Source organism: Methanobrevibacter sp. (assembly GCF_051877095.1).
In the GTDB taxonomy this organism is placed as follows: Archaea; Methanobacteriota; Methanobacteria; order Methanobacteriales; family Methanobacteriaceae; genus Methanocatella.
This window is the reverse complement of the sequence record NZ_JBJEIO010000005.1, coordinates 365,473-385,567: the sequence shown is the minus strand read 5'-3', so window position 1 is coordinate 385,567 and position 20,095 is coordinate 365,473. Positions and strand designations below refer to the sequence as shown.

The 20,095-nt window shown below is 32.0% G+C and carries 20 protein-coding genes; 6 read left to right on the top strand and 14 right to left on the bottom strand.

Going from position 1 to position 20,095, the window contains the following annotated elements:
• Positions 1–49 precede the first annotated feature (49 nt).
• Complete coding sequence (locus ACI389_RS04875) at positions 50–1,732, top strand: NrpR regulatory domain-containing protein (RefSeq protein ID WP_439780416.1); 1,683 nt, start codon at positions 50–52, stop codon at positions 1,730–1,732.
• Here ACI389_RS04875 and ACI389_RS04870 read toward each other — a convergent pair whose 3' ends face one another.
• The 9 genes from ACI389_RS04870 to ACI389_RS04830 all read right to left on the bottom strand — a co-directional run bounded on the left by ACI389_RS04870 (position 1,733) and on the right by ACI389_RS04830 (position 8,834).
• Entirely contained in the window at positions 1,733–2,023 is a 291-nt protein-coding gene (locus ACI389_RS04870) for a DUF2097 family protein (RefSeq protein ID WP_439780415.1), read from the bottom strand.
• Between the two features lie 123 nt (positions 2,024–2,146).
• A complete protein-coding gene (locus tag ACI389_RS04865; protein WP_439780414.1) occupies positions 2,147–2,437 on the bottom strand; it encodes a DUF2097 domain-containing protein in 291 nt (96 codons plus the stop codon).
• Between the two features lie 45 nt (positions 2,438–2,482).
• Positions 2,483–3,358: a formylmethanofuran dehydrogenase subunit C gene (locus tag ACI389_RS04860; protein WP_439780413.1), complete on the bottom strand. Its 876-nt coding sequence runs from the start codon at positions 3,356–3,358 to the stop codon at positions 2,483–2,485.
• A gap of 2 nt (positions 3,359–3,360) precedes the next feature.
• Entirely contained in the window at positions 3,361–5,079 is a 1,719-nt protein-coding gene (locus tag ACI389_RS04855) for a formylmethanofuran dehydrogenase subunit A (protein WP_439780445.1), read from the bottom strand.
• Positions 5,080–5,085: 6 nt separating this feature from the next.
• Positions 5,086–6,462, bottom strand: a complete 1,377-nt coding sequence (locus tag ACI389_RS04850; protein ID WP_432645329.1) for a formylmethanofuran dehydrogenase subunit B — start codon at positions 6,460–6,462, stop codon at positions 5,086–5,088.
• Entirely contained in the window at positions 6,452–7,021 is a 570-nt protein-coding gene (locus tag ACI389_RS04845; RefSeq protein ID WP_439780412.1) for a molybdopterin dinucleotide binding domain-containing protein, read from the bottom strand. Before ACI389_RS04845 ends, ACI389_RS04850 begins: the two co-directional genes overlap by 11 nt.
• Positions 7,022–7,034: 13 nt before the next feature.
• Positions 7,035–7,265 (bottom strand): 4Fe-4S dicluster domain-containing protein, encoded by a 231-nt coding sequence (locus tag ACI389_RS04840; RefSeq protein ID WP_295030776.1) that lies wholly within the window; start codon positions 7,263–7,265, stop codon positions 7,035–7,037.
• An 8-nt stretch (positions 7,266–7,273) separates the two neighbouring features.
• Entirely contained in the window at positions 7,274–8,371 is a 1,098-nt protein-coding gene (fwdF, locus tag ACI389_RS04835; protein ID WP_439780411.1) for a tungsten-dependent formylmethanofuran dehydrogenase subunit FwdF, read from the bottom strand.
• Between the two features lies 1 nt (position 8,372).
• Positions 8,373–8,834, bottom strand: coding sequence for a 4Fe-4S binding protein (locus ACI389_RS04830; protein ID WP_439780410.1), 462 nt, complete (start codon positions 8,832–8,834; stop codon positions 8,373–8,375).
• Between the two features lie 404 nt (positions 8,835–9,238).
• On the opposite strand from ACI389_RS04830, the gene mobB reads away from it, so the two are divergent.
• Both mobB and moaA read left to right on the top strand, forming a co-directional pair.
• Complete coding sequence (gene mobB, locus ACI389_RS04825; protein ID WP_439780409.1) at positions 9,239–10,276, top strand: molybdopterin-guanine dinucleotide biosynthesis protein B; 1,038 nt, start codon at positions 9,239–9,241, stop codon at positions 10,274–10,276.
• A gap of 1 nt (position 10,277) precedes the next feature.
• On the top strand, positions 10,278–11,213 hold the full coding sequence (moaA, locus tag ACI389_RS04820; protein WP_439780408.1) for a GTP 3',8-cyclase MoaA: 936 nt from the start codon (positions 10,278–10,280) through the stop codon (positions 11,211–11,213).
• 87 nt (positions 11,214–11,300) lie between these two features.
• Here the strand turns inward: moaA and ACI389_RS04815 are convergent, their stop codons facing one another.
• The 4 genes from ACI389_RS04815 to ACI389_RS04800 form a co-directional block, all read right to left on the bottom strand.
• A complete protein-coding gene (locus ACI389_RS04815; protein WP_439780407.1) occupies positions 11,301–12,506 on the bottom strand; it encodes a Coenzyme F420 hydrogenase/dehydrogenase, beta subunit C-terminal domain in 1,206 nt (401 codons plus the stop codon).
• 17 nt (positions 12,507–12,523) lie between these two features.
• Positions 12,524–14,689 (bottom strand): formate dehydrogenase subunit alpha, encoded by a 2,166-nt coding sequence (gene fdhF / locus ACI389_RS04810; protein WP_439780406.1) that lies wholly within the window; start codon positions 14,687–14,689, stop codon positions 12,524–12,526.
• A gap of 88 nt (positions 14,690–14,777) precedes the next feature.
• Positions 14,778–15,581: a formate/nitrite transporter family protein gene (locus ACI389_RS04805; protein ID WP_439780405.1), complete on the bottom strand. Its 804-nt coding sequence runs from the start codon at positions 15,579–15,581 to the stop codon at positions 14,778–14,780.
• Between the two features lie 374 nt (positions 15,582–15,955).
• The gene (locus ACI389_RS04800) at positions 15,956–16,525 is read right to left on the bottom strand and encodes an FmdE family protein (RefSeq protein ID WP_439780404.1); all 570 of its coding nucleotides are present in this window, start codon (positions 16,523–16,525) and stop codon (positions 15,956–15,958) included.
• A 95-nt stretch (positions 16,526–16,620) separates the two neighbouring features.
• Here ACI389_RS04800 and fdhD point away from each other — a divergent pair, with 95 nt between their 5' ends.
• A complete protein-coding gene (gene fdhD / locus ACI389_RS04795; RefSeq protein ID WP_439780403.1) occupies positions 16,621–17,370 on the top strand; it encodes a formate dehydrogenase accessory sulfurtransferase FdhD in 750 nt (249 codons plus the stop codon).
• Between the two features lies 1 nt (position 17,371).
• Here fdhD and hxlB read toward each other — a convergent pair whose 3' ends face one another.
• Positions 17,372–17,962, bottom strand: coding sequence for a 6-phospho-3-hexuloisomerase (gene hxlB, locus ACI389_RS04790; protein ID WP_439780402.1), 591 nt, complete (start codon positions 17,960–17,962; stop codon positions 17,372–17,374).
• 57 nt (positions 17,963–18,019) lie between these two features.
• Between hxlB and ACI389_RS04785 the strand changes: the two genes are divergently transcribed.
• Together ACI389_RS04785 and ACI389_RS04780 are read left to right on the top strand one after the other, a co-directional pair.
• Positions 18,020–18,886, top strand: coding sequence for a LysR family transcriptional regulator (locus ACI389_RS04785; protein WP_439780401.1), 867 nt, complete (start codon positions 18,020–18,022; stop codon positions 18,884–18,886).
• 166 nt (positions 18,887–19,052) lie between these two features.
• Positions 19,053–19,967 (top strand): carbohydrate kinase family protein, encoded by a 915-nt coding sequence (locus ACI389_RS04780; RefSeq protein ID WP_439780400.1) that lies wholly within the window; start codon positions 19,053–19,055, stop codon positions 19,965–19,967.
• The last annotated feature ends 128 nt before the right edge of the window (positions 19,968–20,095 follow it).

The window sequence follows — 20,095 nt, the reverse complement described above, 5'->3', positions numbered from 1 at the left end:
TAACTTTTTTTATTTTTTTAAATTAATATTAACTGTGCGAGGTTTTTTTATGTCTGAATCTGAACACCGAATGATTGAAATTTTAAGAATATTAAGTGAACAAGAAAAACCTACAGGCTCGAAATTAATTGCTGATGAACTGAAAAATAAGGGATTTAACCTTGGAGAACGTGCAGTTAGATATCATATGCAAATTTTAGATGAAAAAGGTTACACAGAAAGAATTGGGAATACTGGAAGAAAAATCACCCAATTAGGTCGTGAAAAACTAGAAAAAGGATTAATTTATGATCAAGTTGACTCTATTTATTCTAAATTTGAAGAAAGAATATATTTAACTGACTTCAACTATATGTCACAAGAAGGAAAAGTAATTGTTAATACCTCGACCATTTATGATAAAGAATCAATTGATATAATTAAAAGCATTATTGAAAGTGACCTTTCTGTTAGTCCTTACGTTGATTTAAATAGTGTTGATAATAGTAACAAAATAGAAGTAACAACATTATGTGGAACAACAATTGATGGAGTGCTACTTAATGAAGGGATTCCCTCCCAACCAAAATACGGAGGTCTTCTAAAAATTGAAGATTCAGAACCTGTCAAATTTACTGAATTAATGTCCTATAAAAAAACATCCCTATCCCCACTTGATGCCTTTTCAACAAAAGAATTCACTTCCATCATGGATGTGATTGAAAATGGTGAAGGAATTATTCCTGCAAATTTTAGATTAATACCTGGAATCGGACGTGAAAAAGCTATAGATATTATTAACAAACTAGACAAAATAGGAATTGGTGGAGTAATAGCTATTTCTGAAGAGGGAAAGGATATTTTAGGACTTTCTGTACCTGAAGGAATGGTTGGAATATCAATTTTAGCAGGAGCAACACCATTTTGCGCAGTTCAAGAAGAAAATTTAGATATTGATATAAAAATATCCGAGGAAATTAAAGATTTTAAATCATTATATCCAATAACCTCCAATATAACACCGATTTTGAAAAAAACAAAACCTATCCAACAACCAAAAATATCATTTTTACTCTCAAAAACTTGGAATTTAATTCAACAGGTAAATTTTGATATTGAAAAAATAAAAGGAGACATAATATCTAATGTTTCTTTTATGGATATGGATAAAATAGACAAAGCATTATCCATAATGGAAGAAACATACAATGATAATCCAAAATACATTAATCCTTATTATAAATTAATTGATCACCCTAGTGATGATTCAAAAATTGGACTTGCTACAATTTGTAGTTTGAGTATTGATGGAATTTTAATAGACAATGGAATTATGAGTACTCCAAAATATGGTGGACTACTTGAACTATCAGAACCTCCATTATTCATTGACTTAATTTCATACAATGGGTCAACAGAAGATCCACATAAAATATTTCTAGCCAAAAATATGACATCAATAACCACGGAAAATGAATCAACTAAAATATTAGCTAGTTTTAAAGAGATACCATATATATCTCGTGACTATAGTGTTCATATTTTAGAAATTTTAAACAATATAGGATTTTCAATATATAAAATTGGAAAGCCCCGAGAAGTAACATACAATGCAAAAGCAGATAATTATAATTTTGGTATTGTTACTGGCAGTGGTTTAAACACTATTGGGGCAATAAAAGAAAAAGGAATTGATGTTGAAGTTAAAGCTATCGAAAAATTATTACCCTTTGAAAAAATGAATAGATTATAACTAAACTACAGTTACATCTATTTCTTCACCTTCTCTAGGATAATGGACAAATTCAATTATATCATCTTGAACTTCATAAACATCTATTTCAATTGTAGCTCCTAAATCACTTTCATCAAGAGAAATTAACATTTTAAAACCAGGTTTTCCAAAATACTCGGAAAAATCCATATTCAGAATTTCACCTTCAGCAAAAATCCTATTATATGAAATTTCAATCCTATCATGAATGCCAACATTCTCTTTTAAATAATCCACAGCCTCTTTTACTGTTAACTCTAATTTTTTCATGATAATCATCCCTTTTAAGATATAATATAAAACTTATCATATATAAACATGTTTGTATTATTACGAACAAAATAATTTTTTATAGAAGAATATAATAAAAAATAAATAAAAAAAAGAGAAAAATTACAAAATTTCAATAACAAGTTCTTTTTCATCAGTAATGTGGCGCATCTCAAGTAAATCTCCTTCGATTTCATTAAAATCAATTTCAACAGATTGATTTAAAATTTCACCATTTAATTGAAGACTAACTCTAAAACCTTCACCAGTCACATCATCTTCTTCTGTGAATCCCAATACTTCACCAGGAGCAAAAATACGATTATAAGAAATTTCTAGAACATCACCAACTTTTACATCAGTTTTAACATAATTTAATAATTCATCAAAAGTCATTTCAGTTTCTTTTATCATCTTAGTCACACATTTACTTTAAAAAAAAAGAAAAAGAGAAAGGAATTATAAATTCCTGTATTCTCTAATTGAAGTATATTCGTCGTCAATTTCACCGTAAGATGCTAATTTATCTTTGTTAGCTTCAGCATCTAAGTAAAGATTACCTTTACCATTGAGACCAATATCTCCAGTGTATTTAATATATTTACCTTCGAAAGTAGTTCCATCAACTTCAGGATTTTCGACAACACCATTAATAACGAATCCTTCAAGTAATCTTCCAAGGAATCCGTGAATAATAATGTTACCGTTTTTCATTTGTCCACCAGGCCAACGGTTTACATTACCATCAATTTCAATAATACCTTTGGTCATGTGAATACCAGCTAAAATATCACAGTCACCTTTAACGTGAATTCTTCCACCAGTTAAACATTCACCACATTGTTTACCAGCATTACCGCCGACAACAATTTGTCCTCCAGTCATACCTCTCCAATCACCAATGTAAGAAGCACCAGTAAATTCTTTGGTATTACCTTCGATTTCAAGGTATCCACCAGACATTTCTCTTCCAGCGTGAGCAGCTGCATCCCCTTTAACTAAAATGGATCCACCAGACATTTCTGCACCTACGTGTAAATCTACACTACTGTTACAGACGATGTCTCCACCGCTCATTTTACAACCAATATATTTTACTCTGTTTAAATCACCATTGAGAATCATTTTAACATCATCAGGTCCAGAAGCATCTCCTTCAACAGTAATGTCGAAGAAATCAGTAATTGGGAATCTAGAATTTCCAATAGGGACTTGATATTTTGCGAAATCAGCTTCAGTCCATGAAAAAATTTCATCAGGAATTAATTCATCAAATTCTAAAGCGATTGAAGAAGTTTTGATTTGATCAAATGTTATTGTTTTCAAATTAAACACCCCTATTTACCATCAACATCTATTCTAATTGGGTTGGATACGTAGTGGTCATGTACTGGGTAGTTTTCCCATTTGACTGAGTAATATTGGGTGAAGAACGGCATAATGTTGTCGATAACTTTTTGCTCGTTTTGTTCCCATCCTTTTACGTTAACCCAAACGTTTTGACTTTCTTTAACTTTTACAATTTCTTTATCTTTCACTAAGATTTGACCATCTTTAATAGTGTAATCAGCTACGTTGAAACCTTTTTCAATTTCAGCATATTGTCTGGATGGATCAATTTCATTAGGATTGATGTCATATACAGCAATATCTGCTCTGTAACCTGGAGTAAGTGCACCTTTATCAGTGAATCCATAGATTTTAGCAGGAGCAGATCTGGTAATAGTAGCAATATCGTAGAAATCGTATTCTCTGTCGAGAGTTGCAAGGGTAGTTCTTTTTTCTGCCCATTTGTGTACTTCTCTGTTTTCTATCATTTCCATTCTTCTTTGACTACTCATTAACCAGGAAATAATTCTAGGATATCTAGTGAAAGGACCTGCGTTAGGGTGATCAGTTGTTAAACATACTTTCCATGGATCATCAATGTGTAAGAACAATTCAAGACCAATAGCCCATTGTAATGTGTTAACAGGAGCTTTAGGTGAGTAAATACATGGAATAATACCAGCTGCAGTTTCACATTCAATATCTTTGTTAGCCCATTTTAAACCAGATAATTTGAACAAGTCATATTCCATAGGAGCATCTGCAGTCATAGTAGTAGTTTCATCAAAAGTAACTTGACCTATATCACAAGTAATGTGATCATGTTTGTTAATATAATCAGCAATTTCTTCTGCACCAGATGCTGCATCTTTCCAACTGTTACCAGTGTATGAGTGGAATTGTAAGTGACAAACGTGCATAGTTTGATCTCTGATTTCAGCAGCTTTAGAACCTTTTTTAACGTTTTTAACTGAATCCATAGTTTCAATGGTAGTTGGAACGTTACCAGGGTGTCCTAAATCATTAGGGTGAATGTGGATAGAGTGAGGTAAGTTTAACATTTCATTAGCTTTTGCTAAAGCAACAACAACTTCTTTAGAAGTTACATCAAAGTAAGGTGCTTTATCATTTACACCGTGTACGTTCATACCCCAACCCCATGCTTCACTTCCACATGGGTTTACGATTTTAATTCCGTAACCTTTAGAGACTTTTAACCATGCAGCTAAGAATGCTGCCATATCTTCAATATTATTTTCTTTTGCATATTCCATTACAAACCAGTTGTTACCAAATAAAGATAAAGCTGGGATGTCTAATTGTGGAATAGTTGAGATTTCTTCGTGAGTGTGTTTTGCTTCAAGAGGAGGCATAGCTGCTTCAACAACAGTACCGTAACCTAATCTTGAGTATCTATAACCAGTTGCAGGACAACTTGGAATAGAGAAACCAGATTCGGATCTTAATACTTTAGTTTTTTGAGTAACACCTCTTCTAGAATCTTCAGGTCTGTATAATCTTCCAACAACAAGTTTAGGACCTGCAACGTGTGCGTGAGGGTCAATACCTGCTGGCATGACTATTTTATCGGTAACATCTAAGACTTTAGCATCTGCGGATACGTCATCTACTATAATACCATCTTTAAACATGACGTCCTTTTTCTCACCGTTGATTTCATTAGCTGGATCGTAGACAATACCATTTTTAAGAATATATTCCATTATATCACCTTAGAGTGCGTTTGGATTTTGCACATATTTTGGAGCTACGTTAGGCTCTTCTCTGAGTTTCATTACTCTTTCTTTCAATTCACGGACAATCCATTCGTCATCACGACAAGTTTCAGGTTTGTCGATTGCTTTTTTCATGTAGATAGGAACACCATCCATACGATAACTGGTACCAGCACATTCTACAGCAATGAATGAACCTGGTAATACTACATCAGCAAGTTCAGTGGAAGGACCCCAGTGAATATCGATTTGAATAACAGGAATGTCAGCTAAATGTTGGTTTGCTCCATTAGGGAAGTGAGCACCTGGGTCAGCTGCAATAACCATGAAACAATCAGGTTCTTTTCTTACTAATAAATCGATAGTGTTGGTTTCACCTAACATGTATCTTGGGTAACCTCTACAGTAGTCAACACCGAAAGCGAATCCACATTCAAATGCCATGAAAATGTTGAATCCGTTTACGTTAAAGTGACCTCTCATAGGAGTAAGTCCCCATTTACTGTATTTGTTTAAGTCTTGAATCATTTTAATAGCAATATCAATGTTTCTTTGTTTTGATAAGGTATGAGTTAAACCTAAACCGAAGAAGAGAACACCAAATTCAGCATTTTTCATTTCTTCTGCTAATTCATAAATATCTTCTTTTGGAATTCCAGAAATTACATCTTGGTATAATTCTTTTCCTCTGAGTACAGCTCTAATAGCATTGTAGAAACCGTAGTCCCCATTTTGTTCAAATCCAATCCATTTGTCAGAACATTTTGCAGTATCTGAGAATTTAGGATCCATAGTTACAACAGTTCTGTCGAATCTTCCTCTTTGTCTGAAGTATCCACGACAGAAAGCAGCGTATCTTGCTAAGTGTCTAGGGTGAGAGTTCATAGCGTTACTTCCAGAGTAAACAATCATATCTGCTCTGTTTTGAACTTCCCCTAAAGTTTGAATAGGGTAACCTGCGTTTTGTACAGCTTGGAGAGAAGGACCGTGACAGATAGTAGCTTGGTTATCTAATACAGCACCGATGTACTCACCTAATGCTACACCTTCTTTCATACATTCAGTTGAAGTTTCAGACCAACCATAGAATACAGGTCTAATAGAATTAGCAATATATTCAGCAGCTTTATCTAAAGCAGTATCCCAATCAACTTCAGTGAGTTCTCCATTTTCATCCCTAATCATTGGAACAAGTAATCTTTGATCCATATCTTCCATGATTTTACTTGCTCCTAATCTGCATGCGTGTCTTACAGCAACAACATGATTATCTTTTACTAAGTAATCTAAATCATCACAATTACAACCACAAAATGCACAAGTACAATTTTCAACAATGTGGTCATAATCAGTTACAGGTGGTTCATAAGTCATGATCAATCAACTCCTCCCATTTACGTCCATGATAAACAGGTAATTCACCTAAAGATTCCATGTTTTCAACTACATCGTCATCTTCTTCATTAACGTATTTTTTGTATACCCATCTCATTAAGTCAGCCATGAGTAATACTTTTCTATCTGTTTTTTCAACAGTACATTTAATACCTTTGTAAGTAGGGTCAGAACAACAGTAAGTATCGTGACTTACAATAGTGTTAGCCCAAGGACCTTTACAAATGAATACAGTACCTTCATGAGGTGCGTCTCTTGATACTGCACAATTTACAACAACTTCACCAAAATCAGTTTTAACAAGAACAGTATCCCAATTGTTTACACCTAATTTTGCCATGTCTCTAGGGTCCATGTAGCAAGTACCAGAAGCATTTTTGTACTCTTGTTTTAAAGTGGATCCTCTTTTTTTACAAGCACCTTGGTAGATGTCAGATCCTGTGTTTAACATACATTTAAGAACTTCTGTATTTCCTTCACCAGTAATTTTTACATCAGGTACTACAGGTTTTTCCAAATAAGTATTAGCATAATGCATTATATAATCCCCCTTATTCTAACCATATAGCATTAACTGGGCAAAACATTTGACATGTTCCACACAATTCACATTTTTCAGGACTGAAGAGTTTGATAAATCCATTTTCAACCATCATAACTACTTCTTCAGTCTTTGCACCATTACCACCAGCATTTTCAGGACTGATAGCTGCATTAACAGGACATGCGATTACACAAATACCGCATCCTAAACAATTATCTTGATTAACTTTAAGTTCCATCCAATCACCTAATCTTTAATTGCATCTAAAGCATCTTTCCAAGTAGCGGAGTTAATAGGAGTGTGGTCAACTTCAGTTCTTTTTACAGTAATTGCATCGTTAGGACATGCTTTTTCACATGCTTTACAACGTAAACAATAATCATCATGAGCAATAACATGAGCCATTCTGGAACCAGGACCAGTAGATACAGGGAATGCTAAAGCATTACATTTACAGATATCTACACAAGCACCACAAGCTTGACATTTTTCATCATCAATTTCAATAATACCTTCAAATGGTTTTTTAACTTTTGCAGCATCGGTAGGACAAACTCCTTCACACCATCCACAGTAGACACAAAGTTCTGAATCGATGATAGAGTTACCTTTAACAGCTGCTTTTGAAGGATCTAAATCGTATTCTCCGTAGTTACATGCTCTACAAATTGCTTTAATAGCATTAGTAGGACAGGATTTTTTACATACAAGACAGTATACACAACTATCTTTGTCGATGACAATAGATTCTTTACCAGTTTCGTGATCAACGACGATAGCTTCTGCAGGACATAACTCTTCACATACTCCACAGTAAATACATTCATCGTCATCGACGTCAATTTCACCAGTTACTAAATCAGCACGGTCTGGTAAAACTCTTTCAATAACAATTGCATCACGAGGACATGCGATTTCACATCTTTTACAGTAGATACATTCATCATCATCAATTTCTGAGAAAGCATTATAATGAGGATATGCTTCAATTTCTCTAATTGGTACGCCATCAATAGTTAATACTAATGCATCAACAGGACATAATCCACTGCACATACCACATAATACACATTTACTTTCGTCAATGCTTACTCTTTGAACATCAAAATCTTCTTGGAAGTTTTGAGCAATTTTTTCATGTCCACTGAAATAGATGTCGTTTGAAATTCTGTGACGAGCATCAATAGCAATTGGATTTAATGTAATTGCTTCAACAGGACAAGTAGATTCACAAATCCCACAACCTAAACAGATATGGTCATTGAAAGACAAGTTTCTAACTTCGTCTGCAGACCTTGTGATGTCAAAGTTATTGTCTTTAACCTCTTTTAAATTTCTAATCATATTAAATCTCCAAAATTTTTATCGAATTAGTTGGGCATTCATCTTCACAAAGCTGACAACCACAACATTGCATGGAGTCTGCATGCGCTTTTAATGATTCTAATTTTATAGCTTTCATTGCACATGCATTTACACATAAGCCGCAACCAATACAAGAATCTTCAACCTTTGCTTCAAAATTTCTTTCTCTGCAAATATTCACAATTTTACGACTCTGTTCTGGATTATCAAATATAACCCCAGTCATTGCTAAAAAATCCTTGGGGCATAAGTCGATAATTGTTCTTGCAACATCAATAGAGTTCCAAGACAAATTCCTACCATTCAAATAATGAGAAATAGTAGACCTATCAACATCTAACTCGTCAGCAATTTCTTGATGACTTTTACCTTTCAGTTTTAGTTTAACTGCAGCCAAATATTTTAAACCAGAAGCAATATGTTTTGGCATTTGAACCACCATGTGTAATGATTACACATATGTTTCCTTATATAAATATATTTACCTACTAGATTAAAGACACAAGATTTATATATTACTATGGGATAACTACACAATTTTTTTAATTAAAATTAATATTAAACGTTAAAATAATTAAATAAAGAATATAAACTAATTATTACATATAATAATTCATAAAATATCTTAAATAAATAAATAAAAGTAGTATAAACTAAAAATACACTAAAAAGTTAAAAAATGGCACGAAAGTAGTAATAAAAATATAATAAAAAAGTATTATTAAATGAGCGAAATTATACAAAATATTTTGGTTTAACTAAAATGTGTAGTAACTACACATAAATAATTTAGAAATTCTTAATTAATACCAATTACAATATATATTATCAAAGGGGGAGAACATTATGAAAATAGTATCTATAGTTGGAAGAAAAAATACTGGAAAAACTTCACTGACAGTGAAAGTTATCGAAGAACTTACAAAAAGAGGCTACAATGTAGCATCAATAAAACATTCTCATCACACTATGGAAATGGATAAAGAGAATACAGATACCTGGAAACATAAACAAGCAGGATCTAATGTTGTTGTTGGGATTGGTTCAACAACATTCTTTAATGTGAAAAAAGAAATGGATTTGAATAGACTACTATTTTTAATAAAACATATGGATATCGTTGATTTCGTTGTCATTGAAGGCTTTAAAAAATATAATTATCCAAAAATAGCAACTTCCCCTGATGTAGTTGATGAATACACAATTAAAGAAGTAGATTCATTTACTATTGATAATACTGGCTTGGAAGAATTAGTTGACATTATTGAAGAAAGGTCTCATGATATTGTAGACACATTATTTGCAAATAATTGTGGATTCAATAATGGAGAAGCTATTGCATCTGAAATTCGTGAAGGAAATTTAACTGTTAATGAATTAGATAATGTTTACAGTTATTTATCAATAGATAATAAAGTAGTTGGATTAAATAGATTTGTAAGTGAATATTTAAAACAAACAGTACTTGGTGTAATAAATACATTGAATTTAGATGACTACAATATTGAGAATATATCAAATATTGAATTAATAATCCCTAATGAAGCAAATAAAAATCCAATTGATGCTGAATGCAGTATTTTAGTCAATGATAAAAATCTAGAAATGAACACATTCACAAAAAATATTGTTTCAAATTCTATTAAAGGAATGATTAATTCTATTAAAACCGAAGATAATGTTAAAATAATTGATATGGTCATTTCAAATATTGAAAATAATAAATTAGAAAATGCCACTATTCAACTTAAAACAAATGACCATAATGTTGAAATTAACGAATTTACACAAGGAATATTAAAAGAAACTATTTTTGCTATTATAAATTCCTTAAAAGTTGATGAAGAAATTACAGAATTAAAAATCAAAGTGGAAGAGAGATAATATGTTAAAAAATGTAGTCAGAGATAAATATGAAAGACCTATCCTTTCACTAAGAATCACAATAACCAATAGATGTAATGAAAACTGCATTTATTGTCATCATGATGGAATGGTTTCATCAAAAGGTGAAATGACCCCCGACGAATTATACACCATAAGCAAAATAGCTAAAAAGATTGGTGTTAAAAAAATAAGACTTTCAGGTGGAGATCCATTAGTCAGAAAAGACATAGTTGAAATTGTAGAAAAAATCGCAAGCCTCGATTTTAAAGACATATCCTTAACTACCAACGGAGTATTGCTTGGAAAATATGCTCAAGACTTAAAAAATGCTGGATTAGATAGAGTCAATGTAAGTTTAGATACATTAAACAGAGATACATACAAATATGTAACAAGTATGGATTATCTAAACGAAGTTAAATCAGGCATATTAAAAGCTGTTGAAGTTGGATTATACCCTGTTAAAATAAACATGGTTATAATGAAAGATATAAATGTACATGAAGTAAAAGAAATGTTCAACTTCTGTAAAAAACATGGTATTATCCTCCAATTAATTGAATTAATTGAAAGTGAAAACTGTGATGATGATAAATTCAGCATAGAACATTATTATCCTTTAGATTCTATTGAAAAGAAAATAGCTGATATAGCTGATAAAGTTCATGAACGTAAATTTATGCAAGGACGTAAGAAATATTACATTGGCGATGGAGAAATTGAAATAGTTAAACCAGTTGACAATGCTAAATTCTGTGCAAGTTGTTCTAGATTAAGAATAACACCAGATGGAAAAATAAAACCTTGCTTGCTTAGAAATGATAATTTAGTAGAATTAATTCCACATATTAGAACTGGTAAAAGTGAAAAAGAACTTGAAGAAATATTTATCAATGGAATTAATAACCGTGAACCATTTAACAAAGAGGATTAATTCTCTTTTTTATATTTTTTAAAAAAATATATAACAATGTTATTTTTATAACTAAAAAAAAATAAAATAGATAAAAGGGAAGAACCCTTAAATCCATTTAGCTTTGGATACGTGATCAGTGAATGGAAGTGGGTCATCACTACCCATACCTGGGATGTATCCGTAGACATCTCTTACTTTATTATTTATAGTACTCCATACTTTAGCTACAGGGATTTCACATGGACATACTTCAGAACATTGTCCACAGTTGGTACATGCATCAACCATGTGCACTAAACGAGTTAAGTGGAAGAAAGGAGCTGCAGGAGTGTATCCACCAGGTACCCATTCAGGACCTTCAGCTTCAAGACAGCAGTCTTCACAGAAACATAATGGACATGCTTCACGACAACCGTAACATTTCATACATTTGGAGAATTCATCTTCATACATGTGGAATACATCAATAATATCTCCGGTAGTACCTGCGTAATCAACTTCTTTTTTCTCTTGGGACTCTTTGAGCATGAAGTTGTTAATGTTTTCTCTGATTTTAATTCCTTTTTCGAGAGGTTCTTCGGTAGCAATTAATCCAGCATCAATAACTTTACTTAAAACATCTGCACCTTTTTCAGTGAATACTTCAACAAAAGTTGCTTTTCCAGCTAATTCACCAATAACTCCCCAGTTACCTAATGCCATATCAGCATTGCTAGGGATTTTAAGGTTACATCTTTGACAGTTTTCTCTTCTACCTAAACCTTGTGCTTCTAACTCACCAATAGCAATTCCTTTTTCACCATCTGCGGTTTCCATGATGAGTTTTCCTTTGGAAATTTCTTCTTTGACAACGTCTTTAGGATCTAATTCATATACATCTCTAATCATGTTCATAGTAGGAACTGGTGAGAAAGTACCTCCACAGTTTACACCAATCATGATTACGTTATCTTCAATGATTTTACCTTTTTTCATTAATTCTCTGATGGTCATTGCATCACAAGGTTTACATGCAACAGCAAGTTTCATGTCTCTTGCGCCATCTAAGTATTTTGATACGAATTTAGCAAGGTTTAAAGTACCACAGTGTACGGAACCAGCAGTTTTAATTACATCTGCAGGGTCAGTTACGAGAATAGGTACACCATCATACATATCGTGACCTTCGGTTACACCAACAACACCGTCAACGATACCTTCTTCTAATAAGTATTTCATGATAGTAGTTACTACTCCACCGTACTCTCCTTTTTCTTTAATATCTTCGATAGCAGAGTATGCGTAGTACATATCGTTAATTTTTGCGCTCATTTAAATCTACTCCTTATTTATTTACCTACTTTAATGGTGGTAGTAGCCATATCTTCAGCTTTAATTTCAGTATCAGTACCATCTTTGTAGACTTCTCCTTTAACGATTACTTTTTCAGGGAGTTTTTCTACATTAATAGCACAAGCTTTTAATTCAACCATTTTAGATTTAGGGTCGAAAGAATCGGAGTTAGTTAATACGTTTGCAGCACATTCTACAAAGTGCATTGGGATGTTTACAATACCTTCTTTAATGTCATCAGTTACACGTGCAGGAATTGCAATTTCTCCTCTTCTAGAGTAAGCTTTTACAACTTCACCATTAATAATTCCTCTTTCTTTAGCATCTTTAGTGTTGATTTCGATAAATCCAGTTTTTACCTCATTACTTAAGGTTTCACATCTTCTGGTCATTGCAGCGTGATAGTGGAACAATACTCTAGTAGTAGTTAAGAGTAATGGGTATTCTTCATCAGGAGTTTCAACAGGTCCTTTGTGTTCTAATGCTTGGAAAATTCCTAAACCATCAGGGTGTGCGAATTTTTCTTTGTGCATTAATGGTTGACATGGATCATCTTCGGAAGGACAAGGCCAGTGAAGAGCTTCAGGAGTGTCTAATCTTTCACGGTTCATACCTGCCATGATAGGAGCACATTCTCTGATTTCGTTGAAGATATCTTCAGAAGTTTCGTAGTGGAATAATGATCTAGGTACGCCCATTCTAACTGCGATTTCTTCCATGATTTTCCAATCTAACATTGCGCCTTCAGGAGGTTCTTGAGCTTTGTGTAAGCATTGTACTCTTCTTTCACCACTGGTGAAAGTACCTTCTTGTTCACCCCAACCTGCTGCAGGTAATACAACATCAGCACATTGTGCAGTATCAGTTAAGAAACATTCTTGAACAATTAACATTTCTAAGTTAGCAAGTGCTTCTTTGGTGTGTTGTACATCAGCATCGGAGAGTACAGGATCTTCCCCATGGATGTATAATACTTTTAAGTCACCAGCATGAGCTGCGTTCATCATTTCAACTAATGTTAAACCAGGAGTGGTTGGTAAGTTAACTTCGTAGCCATCTCCACTGTAATATTCGTTGAACCATGCAGTAGTTTCTGGGTCTTTAACTTTTCTGTATCCTACATAATCGGAAGGTAATGCACCCATATCACAAGCACCTTGTACGTTGTTTTGTCCTCTTAATGGGTTTACACCAGTACCTTCTCTACCAATATTACCAGTTAACATTGCGAGGTTTGCAGTAGACATTACGTTATCTGCACCGTGGGAGTGTTCGGTAATACCTAAGGAGTATACAATAGCTGCTTTGTCAGCAGATGCATATTCAATAGCTAAGTGTTCAATAGTTTCAGGAGCAATACCTGTGATTTCAGAAACTTTGTCTAAAGTGTATTTTTGGACAGTTTCTTTCATTTCTTCGTAACCTTTGGTTCTGTTTGCAATGAATTCATCATCTTGTAAGTCGTTGTCGATGATAACTTTAATCATAGCATTCATTAAAGCAACGTCAGTACCAGTTTCGAATTGTACGTATTCATCTGCAATTTTAGCAGTAGGAGTGAATCTTGGATCTAATACTACTAATTTAGCACCATTTTGTTTAGCTTGGATGATTTTACGTCCAAATAATGGGTGAGCTTCCATGTTGTTGGATCCAATACAGAAGATGTAATCAGCTTCTTTGATACTGTCGAATCCGTTAGTCATAGCACCTGATCCAAAGGTATTTGCTAAACCTGCAACAGTAGGTCCGTGACAGATACGTGCACAGTGGTCTACGTTTTGAGTTCCACAAGCTACTCTTGCTAATTTTTGAGTAATGTAAATGTTTTCGTTAGGTGAACGAGCACATGCGTAGAATCCAACTTTATTTGGATCTTCGTCAGATACTTCTTTAAGTTTGTTAGCAACTAAGTCTAAAGCTTCATCCCAAGATGCTTCCCTAAATTCACCATTTTCTTTAATTAAAGGAGAAGTCAATCTGTCTTCCCTATTAATAAATTGATATCCAAAGTTTCCTTTTGGACATACTTTACCCTCATTTACAGGGCTTCTTTTTAAAGGTTCAACACCAACAATTTTTCCGTCTTTAACAACGAAATTGAGTCCACAACCGGTACCACAGTATGGACAGATTGTTGGAACATATTTAATTTCAACCATTTTATAATCTCCAAAATATATATCTTTTTAAAAAATATTTTTAAAAGAAGCTTAAATTATAAGCTTCTTAATGTTCAATTTAACAAGCTTATTCTTTAAGGAAAGTGTACCAATAAATACAAGCTACGAAAAGTCCTCCACCAATAATGTTACCAATAGTAACTGGGATTAAATTGTTTACAATAATAGTGGACCAAGTTACTCCATTAGCTCCTAAGAACATACCTAATGGGATAAAGAACATGTTTGCAACACTGTGCTCAAATCCGATTGTAACGAAAGCCATAATTGGGAACCAAATACCGAGTATTTTACCAATTACATCATCAGATGCGTTAGCTAACCATACAGCTAAACATACTAACCAGTTACAACCAATAGCTTTAATTAAAGCTACAGTGAAAGGCATAGTTACTTTACCTTCTGCTACTGCAATAGCTTTAGCAGAAATAGCATAAGCAGGTGCGGTTGCATCGGTAGGACAAATTCCTCCCATGTAAGCTAAAACGTATGCAACGAATAAAGCTCCAACAAAGTTGAAAATCCAACTAACAACCCAGTTTTTAGCAAGACCGCCAATAGAAGCAGATCCGTCTAAAACACCTAAAACCATAAACATAACATTTCCAGTGAATAATTCAGAACCTGCAAGAATAACAATAATCAAACCTACAGGGAACACTGCACCGAATACAAATTTTTCTAAACCGAGTGGAGCGCCAGCTTTAAGCATACCTGCGCTTGAAACTACAGCTAATAAACCACCAAATGCGATATATGCTCCTGCTAAGAAAGAAAGCAATATTACATTAACAATATTTGCAGAGTTTTTTGCTCCAGCTGTTTTAGATATTACTTTTGCAACTTCAGCTGGACTTTTAAATGAACTCATTTTATCAACCTCTTTTATTCCCTTTTAAATTAAATTTTTTATAATACTAATGAATTCCACATTTCATAAGATGTTCAAAGTATTATGAGTCTATATTACTAGTTTAATATATAAAGGATTTGTCATTAGAAAATAAAAGAAATATTTAAATAATAAGAATTATAAAGTAAAATTAATGATAAATCATGATGAATAGTACTAACATCATGCTAAAGTTCTGTTTTTACTTATTTTTGAATTAATATCCTTTGTTTTTTAAATTTAAATATATAATTTATGTATATTAAAAATAAGCGTTAATAAAAGAAAAAAAATTTAATTGATTAATAATTAGGAATTATGATGTTATATTCCTAAAAATAAAATTAAAGTTATTATTCAATAACTTCATAATAAGATTCATTTGCACAAGCTTCACAAATTGGTTTACCTGCTCTAAGCAAATGATAGTTATCCGTAATTTTTTCACCACAAACACTACACCAAGAAGTAGCATGAACACCCCCAGGTTTTTGAGCCTCATTAAACTGTTTAACTTTAACTTTTTCAACATTGAATAATTCTTCAGGAGGAGTGATTCTAAACCTTTCAACTAATTCTTCTCTTGTTTCTTTAGATTTATCCTTTTTATTTGCATCAGCATCTGAAACCCTATAAGCTTCACCAGTATCCATATTATAAAAAGTAGCAGCAAACTTACCATAATACGCTAATTTTAAAGATCGTTTACCAATACTACATTTAGTTACAGCTTGAATACCATCTGAAGTACATCTTTCACTTTCTAAAATTACAATTAAATTTTTATGTCTTTTATTTAATTCCATGCCCAATAACTCAAGACCATACATTCCAAGTTTAGTTCCAATAGCTATGCCTCCACATAGCTCACCATGAAACTCAACTGCTTTTTTTAACTGTTCATCATAATCATCTATATTCATATCATCATCTCATTAACTATTAATAATATATAATATATTATTAATTATAAAATAATTTAAATATAACAATTGATATATTTTATATGAGGAAAAAAATGAAAATTGAAGAAATAGATGCTATAAAATATAAGAATAATAGACATGAAAATGTAAAAGAAAATGTTGTAAAAGACGAAACAATTACATTAACAATAAATAGAAATATTTCACGTAGTTTATCTGCGATTGAAGATTCACTTAAAGAATTTACAGTTGGATACTTATTTAATGAAAATATGGTTAAATCCCTTGACGACATTAAAAAAATAGAAATTGATGGTGCTCAAATCAATGTAAAAATTGATGATACATTACTTAAAACAAATGAAACAGTATTATGTTCTGATTCTGCAGGTGGCTGGAGAAGTAAAATTAAAGAAGTAAAACCAGTTAACTCTGACTTACAGGTTAATGTTAAAGAATTAATTGATAGAATTGAAGAATTGAAAAATAATGCAGAAATCTGGCAAGCTACTGGTGGAACACATGTTGCAGGAATTGTATATGACGGGAAATTTGTCGTTAAAGAAGATGTTAGCCGTCACGTTGCTGTTGACAAAGTAATTGGATATGGTCTGCTAAATGGCTTTGATCTAAATCATTCCTATGTGATTTACAGTGGAAGAATGCCAGCAGATATGGTAATAAAAATGACTAGGGCAGGTGTGCCAATTTTAGCATCAAATGCTGCACCTGCAAATTCAGGATATAATATTGCAAAAAAAGGAAATGTAACACTTGTTGGATTCCTAAGAGGCCAACGTTGTAATATATATAATAATCAAAATAGAGTAATTTTTGATTAAATTACTCTAAAACTGTGTGTCTTGCTTTTAAATCACTTTCAGTTTGTTGCATTTTTTCCATTAATTCAGAAACAATAGCATCTAAAAATACCAAAGTAGTTAATTCAAATGCAGTACCTAAAGGAGTTAAAGAAGTATAATTTCCATGAATTTGACGTTTCATATAATTTTCATCATCTACTTCTTTTTTAGTTCTTCCTTTAACAAGAATAAAAGCATCACATAATTGTCCTAAAGTAGACTCAGGATAAGATGTTAAAGCTAGGACTTTTGAACCTCTATTTTTAGCAATTTTTGCAGCAGAAACAATTGTATTTGTTTCACCTGAACCTGAAATCGCAATAATACAATCATCTTCATAAATAGCTGGAGAAATAGTTTCCCCTACAACATAAGCACTTAAACCTAAATGCATTAATCTCATTGCAAAAGCTTTAGCAGCAAGCCCTGATCTTCCAGCACCAGTAACAAAGATATTTTTTGAATTAATAATTATATCTTCAAATTCATCAATTGCCTTTTCATCTAAAAATTCTTCAGCTTTAACAATATTTTCCAATATGACCTTAATAGAACTTTTCATAATTTCCATTTTATTCAATCCCCAAATCGATATTATTAATTATGATTAAAATTTTATTTATAATTGATGGAATTTGAAAGTAAAGGATTAATAAGTTTAGATATAAACGGTGAAGTTTATGGATATAAATTATATGAAAGTCTTAATTCACTATCAAAAACTAATTCTCAAAGAATGTCTGCAAAAGAACTAAATATATCCCATACAGTATTTAATAGGAGAATACTTAAAGCAGAAGAAAAATTAGGATTTAAACTTACGGAAAGAAAAGGGAATGGTACTGGACTTACAAAAGAGGGATTGGAATTATTAAATGAATTTAAAAAATATGTTATCCAAATTGAAAAAACCCCTACAATCAACATCGTTGGAGGTCACATCAGTACCGGTCTTTTAGAAAGTATTGACCTACCTTTTAAAACTAATATTTATAGTAGCAACGATGAAGATGCATTTGAACTTGCAAAAAGAGGTGTCGTTGATATCTTAACATTAGATGATCCATTAATAGCATTTGAAAGAGATATAAATTTTTATCCAATAGCTTATGATTATCTTGTCCTTGTTTCAAGCCCAAATTCTAAAAAAATTGAGAGTATTTCAGATTTAGAAAATCTTGATTTTATAAGTGTATCTGGATCTGCACAAAGACTTGCATGGGACAGTCTAAAACATTATGACATATCTATTAACATTAAAGAAAGTGTAAGCTCACAATTTGATGCATATAAAAAAGTTAAAAACTCTAAAAATTTATATACTTTTTTAAATGCAAGTTATTTTAAAGGAAATGAACTTTTAAAATTTGATACACGACATGTAATTAGTTTAGTTAAAATTAACGAAGACAAACCTAATATTGATGAATTCATTAGATATTTAACTAATGAAGGACAAAAGAAAATTGAAAAACAAGGATTTACACCAATGTAAATTACTTTTCAATTGCTCTTAGATAAAAAAATAAACTTATATAACATATTATCAATTACAATTATAATGACTACGTTTTTTCATGATTTATCATACATTGATTTTTCAAAACTATTAAATAATGATAAAAAACAATTATAAAATTAAAAGATTAAAAGGCGATATTATGGTAAAAAACAGAGATTTACTAGCTATTGGTCACTCTGCTCATGATTACATTATTAGAGTGCCTGAATTCCCAAAAACAAACTTTTCAGCTCCAATAACCAATATGAAAACATTTAATGGTGGAGCTGCTGCAAATGTTGCTTGTGTTGGAGCGAAATTAGGATTAAAAACTTCTTTAGTTTCAGCAGTTGGTGGAGATTTCAAAAAAACTGAATATTATGAACATATGCAAAATTTAGATATTGACACTGATTCTTTAATTATCGTTCCTGGAGAATCAACACCTACTGCATTTGTCTTAACTGATGATAATGAAGACCAAATTAGTTACTTCTATTGGGGCGCTGCTCGTGAATTTGCAGAAAGCAAAGTACCTACCTCCGCAATTAAAAATACTGAAGCAGTACATTTAGCAACAGGAGATCCTAATTTCAATTGGAGATGTTCTGAAGAAGCTAAAAATGAAGAATTACTTGTTTCATTCGATCCAGGTCAAGATCTTGGAATGTATGATATCAAAAAGTTAAAAGATGTTATTGAAAATACTACTATTCTTTTTGGAAATCATCATGAAATTGGTAGAATCTTAGAATCTCTTGAAGTAGATTTAGATGGTCTTAGAGCATTAGGTCCAAAAATAATAGTTAAAACTTGTGGAGCCCATGGTAGTGAAATTTATTCAAATGAAGATAAAATAAAAATTGATGCTATCAAAACAAATGCCACAGACCCTACTGGTGCTGGAGATTCTTATAGAGCAGGATTTTTATCAAGATTCTTAAATGGTGAATCATTAGAATCATCTGCAAAATTTGCATCAACTGTATCCTCATTTATAGTTGAACACCAAGGTTGCCAAACCAATATGCCTACTTTTGATGAGGCATTTGAAAGAATGAATGAATTTTACTAAATTTATTTTTCTTTTAACTTTTTTTAAATTACACTTTATTTTTATCAATATCACTTTATTTTAAGATTTAAAAACTAAAAATACTATTTTTTCAAAAAAAATTGATACATATCAATATTAATTTAATT

Excerpts from the sequence above, each read along its gene's own strand:
- ACI389_RS04875 (WP_439780416.1), top strand. The coding sequence starts at position 50 with ATGTCTGAATCTGAACACCGAATGATTGAAATTTTAAGAATATTAAGT.
- ACI389_RS04870 (WP_439780415.1), bottom strand. The coding sequence starts at position 2,023 with ATGAAAAAATTAGAGTTAACAGTAAAAGAGGCTGTGGATTATTTAAAA.
- ACI389_RS04865 (WP_439780414.1), bottom strand. The coding sequence starts at position 2,437 with ATGATAAAAGAAACTGAAATGACTTTTGATGAATTATTAAATTATGTT.
- ACI389_RS04850 (WP_432645329.1), bottom strand. The coding sequence starts at position 6,462 with ATGACTTATGAACCACCTGTAACTGATTATGACCACATTGTTGAAAAT.
- ACI389_RS04845 (WP_439780412.1), bottom strand. The coding sequence starts at position 7,021 with ATGCATTATGCTAATACTTATTTGGAAAAACCTGTAGTACCTGATGTA.
- ACI389_RS04840 (WP_295030776.1), bottom strand. The coding sequence starts at position 7,265 with ATGGAACTTAAAGTTAATCAAGATAATTGTTTAGGATGCGGTATTTGT.
- fwdF (WP_439780411.1), bottom strand. The coding sequence starts at position 8,371 with ATGATTAGAAATTTAAAAGAGGTTAAAGACAATAACTTTGACATCACA.
- ACI389_RS04830 (WP_439780410.1), bottom strand. The coding sequence starts at position 8,834 with ATGGTGGTTCAAATGCCAAAACATATTGCTTCTGGTTTAAAATATTTG.
- mobB (WP_439780409.1), top strand. The coding sequence starts at position 9,239 with ATGAAAATAGTATCTATAGTTGGAAGAAAAAATACTGGAAAAACTTCA.
- moaA (WP_439780408.1), top strand. The coding sequence starts at position 10,278 with ATGTTAAAAAATGTAGTCAGAGATAAATATGAAAGACCTATCCTTTCA.
- ACI389_RS04815 (WP_439780407.1), bottom strand. The coding sequence starts at position 12,506 with ATGAGCGCAAAAATTAACGATATGTACTACGCATACTCTGCTATCGAA.
- fdhF (WP_439780406.1), bottom strand. The coding sequence starts at position 14,689 with ATGGTTGAAATTAAATATGTTCCAACAATCTGTCCATACTGTGGTACC.
- ACI389_RS04805 (WP_439780405.1), bottom strand. The coding sequence starts at position 15,581 with ATGAGTTCATTTAAAAGTCCAGCTGAAGTTGCAAAAGTAATATCTAAA.
- ACI389_RS04800 (WP_439780404.1), bottom strand. The coding sequence starts at position 16,525 with ATGAATATAGATGATTATGATGAACAGTTAAAAAAAGCAGTTGAGTTT.
- fdhD (WP_439780403.1), top strand. The coding sequence starts at position 16,621 with ATGAAAATTGAAGAAATAGATGCTATAAAATATAAGAATAATAGACAT.
- hxlB (WP_439780402.1), bottom strand. The coding sequence starts at position 17,962 with ATGGAAATTATGAAAAGTTCTATTAAGGTCATATTGGAAAATATTGTT.
- ACI389_RS04785 (WP_439780401.1), top strand. The coding sequence starts at position 18,020 with ATGGAATTTGAAAGTAAAGGATTAATAAGTTTAGATATAAACGGTGAA.
- ACI389_RS04780 (WP_439780400.1), top strand. The coding sequence starts at position 19,053 with ATGGTAAAAAACAGAGATTTACTAGCTATTGGTCACTCTGCTCATGAT.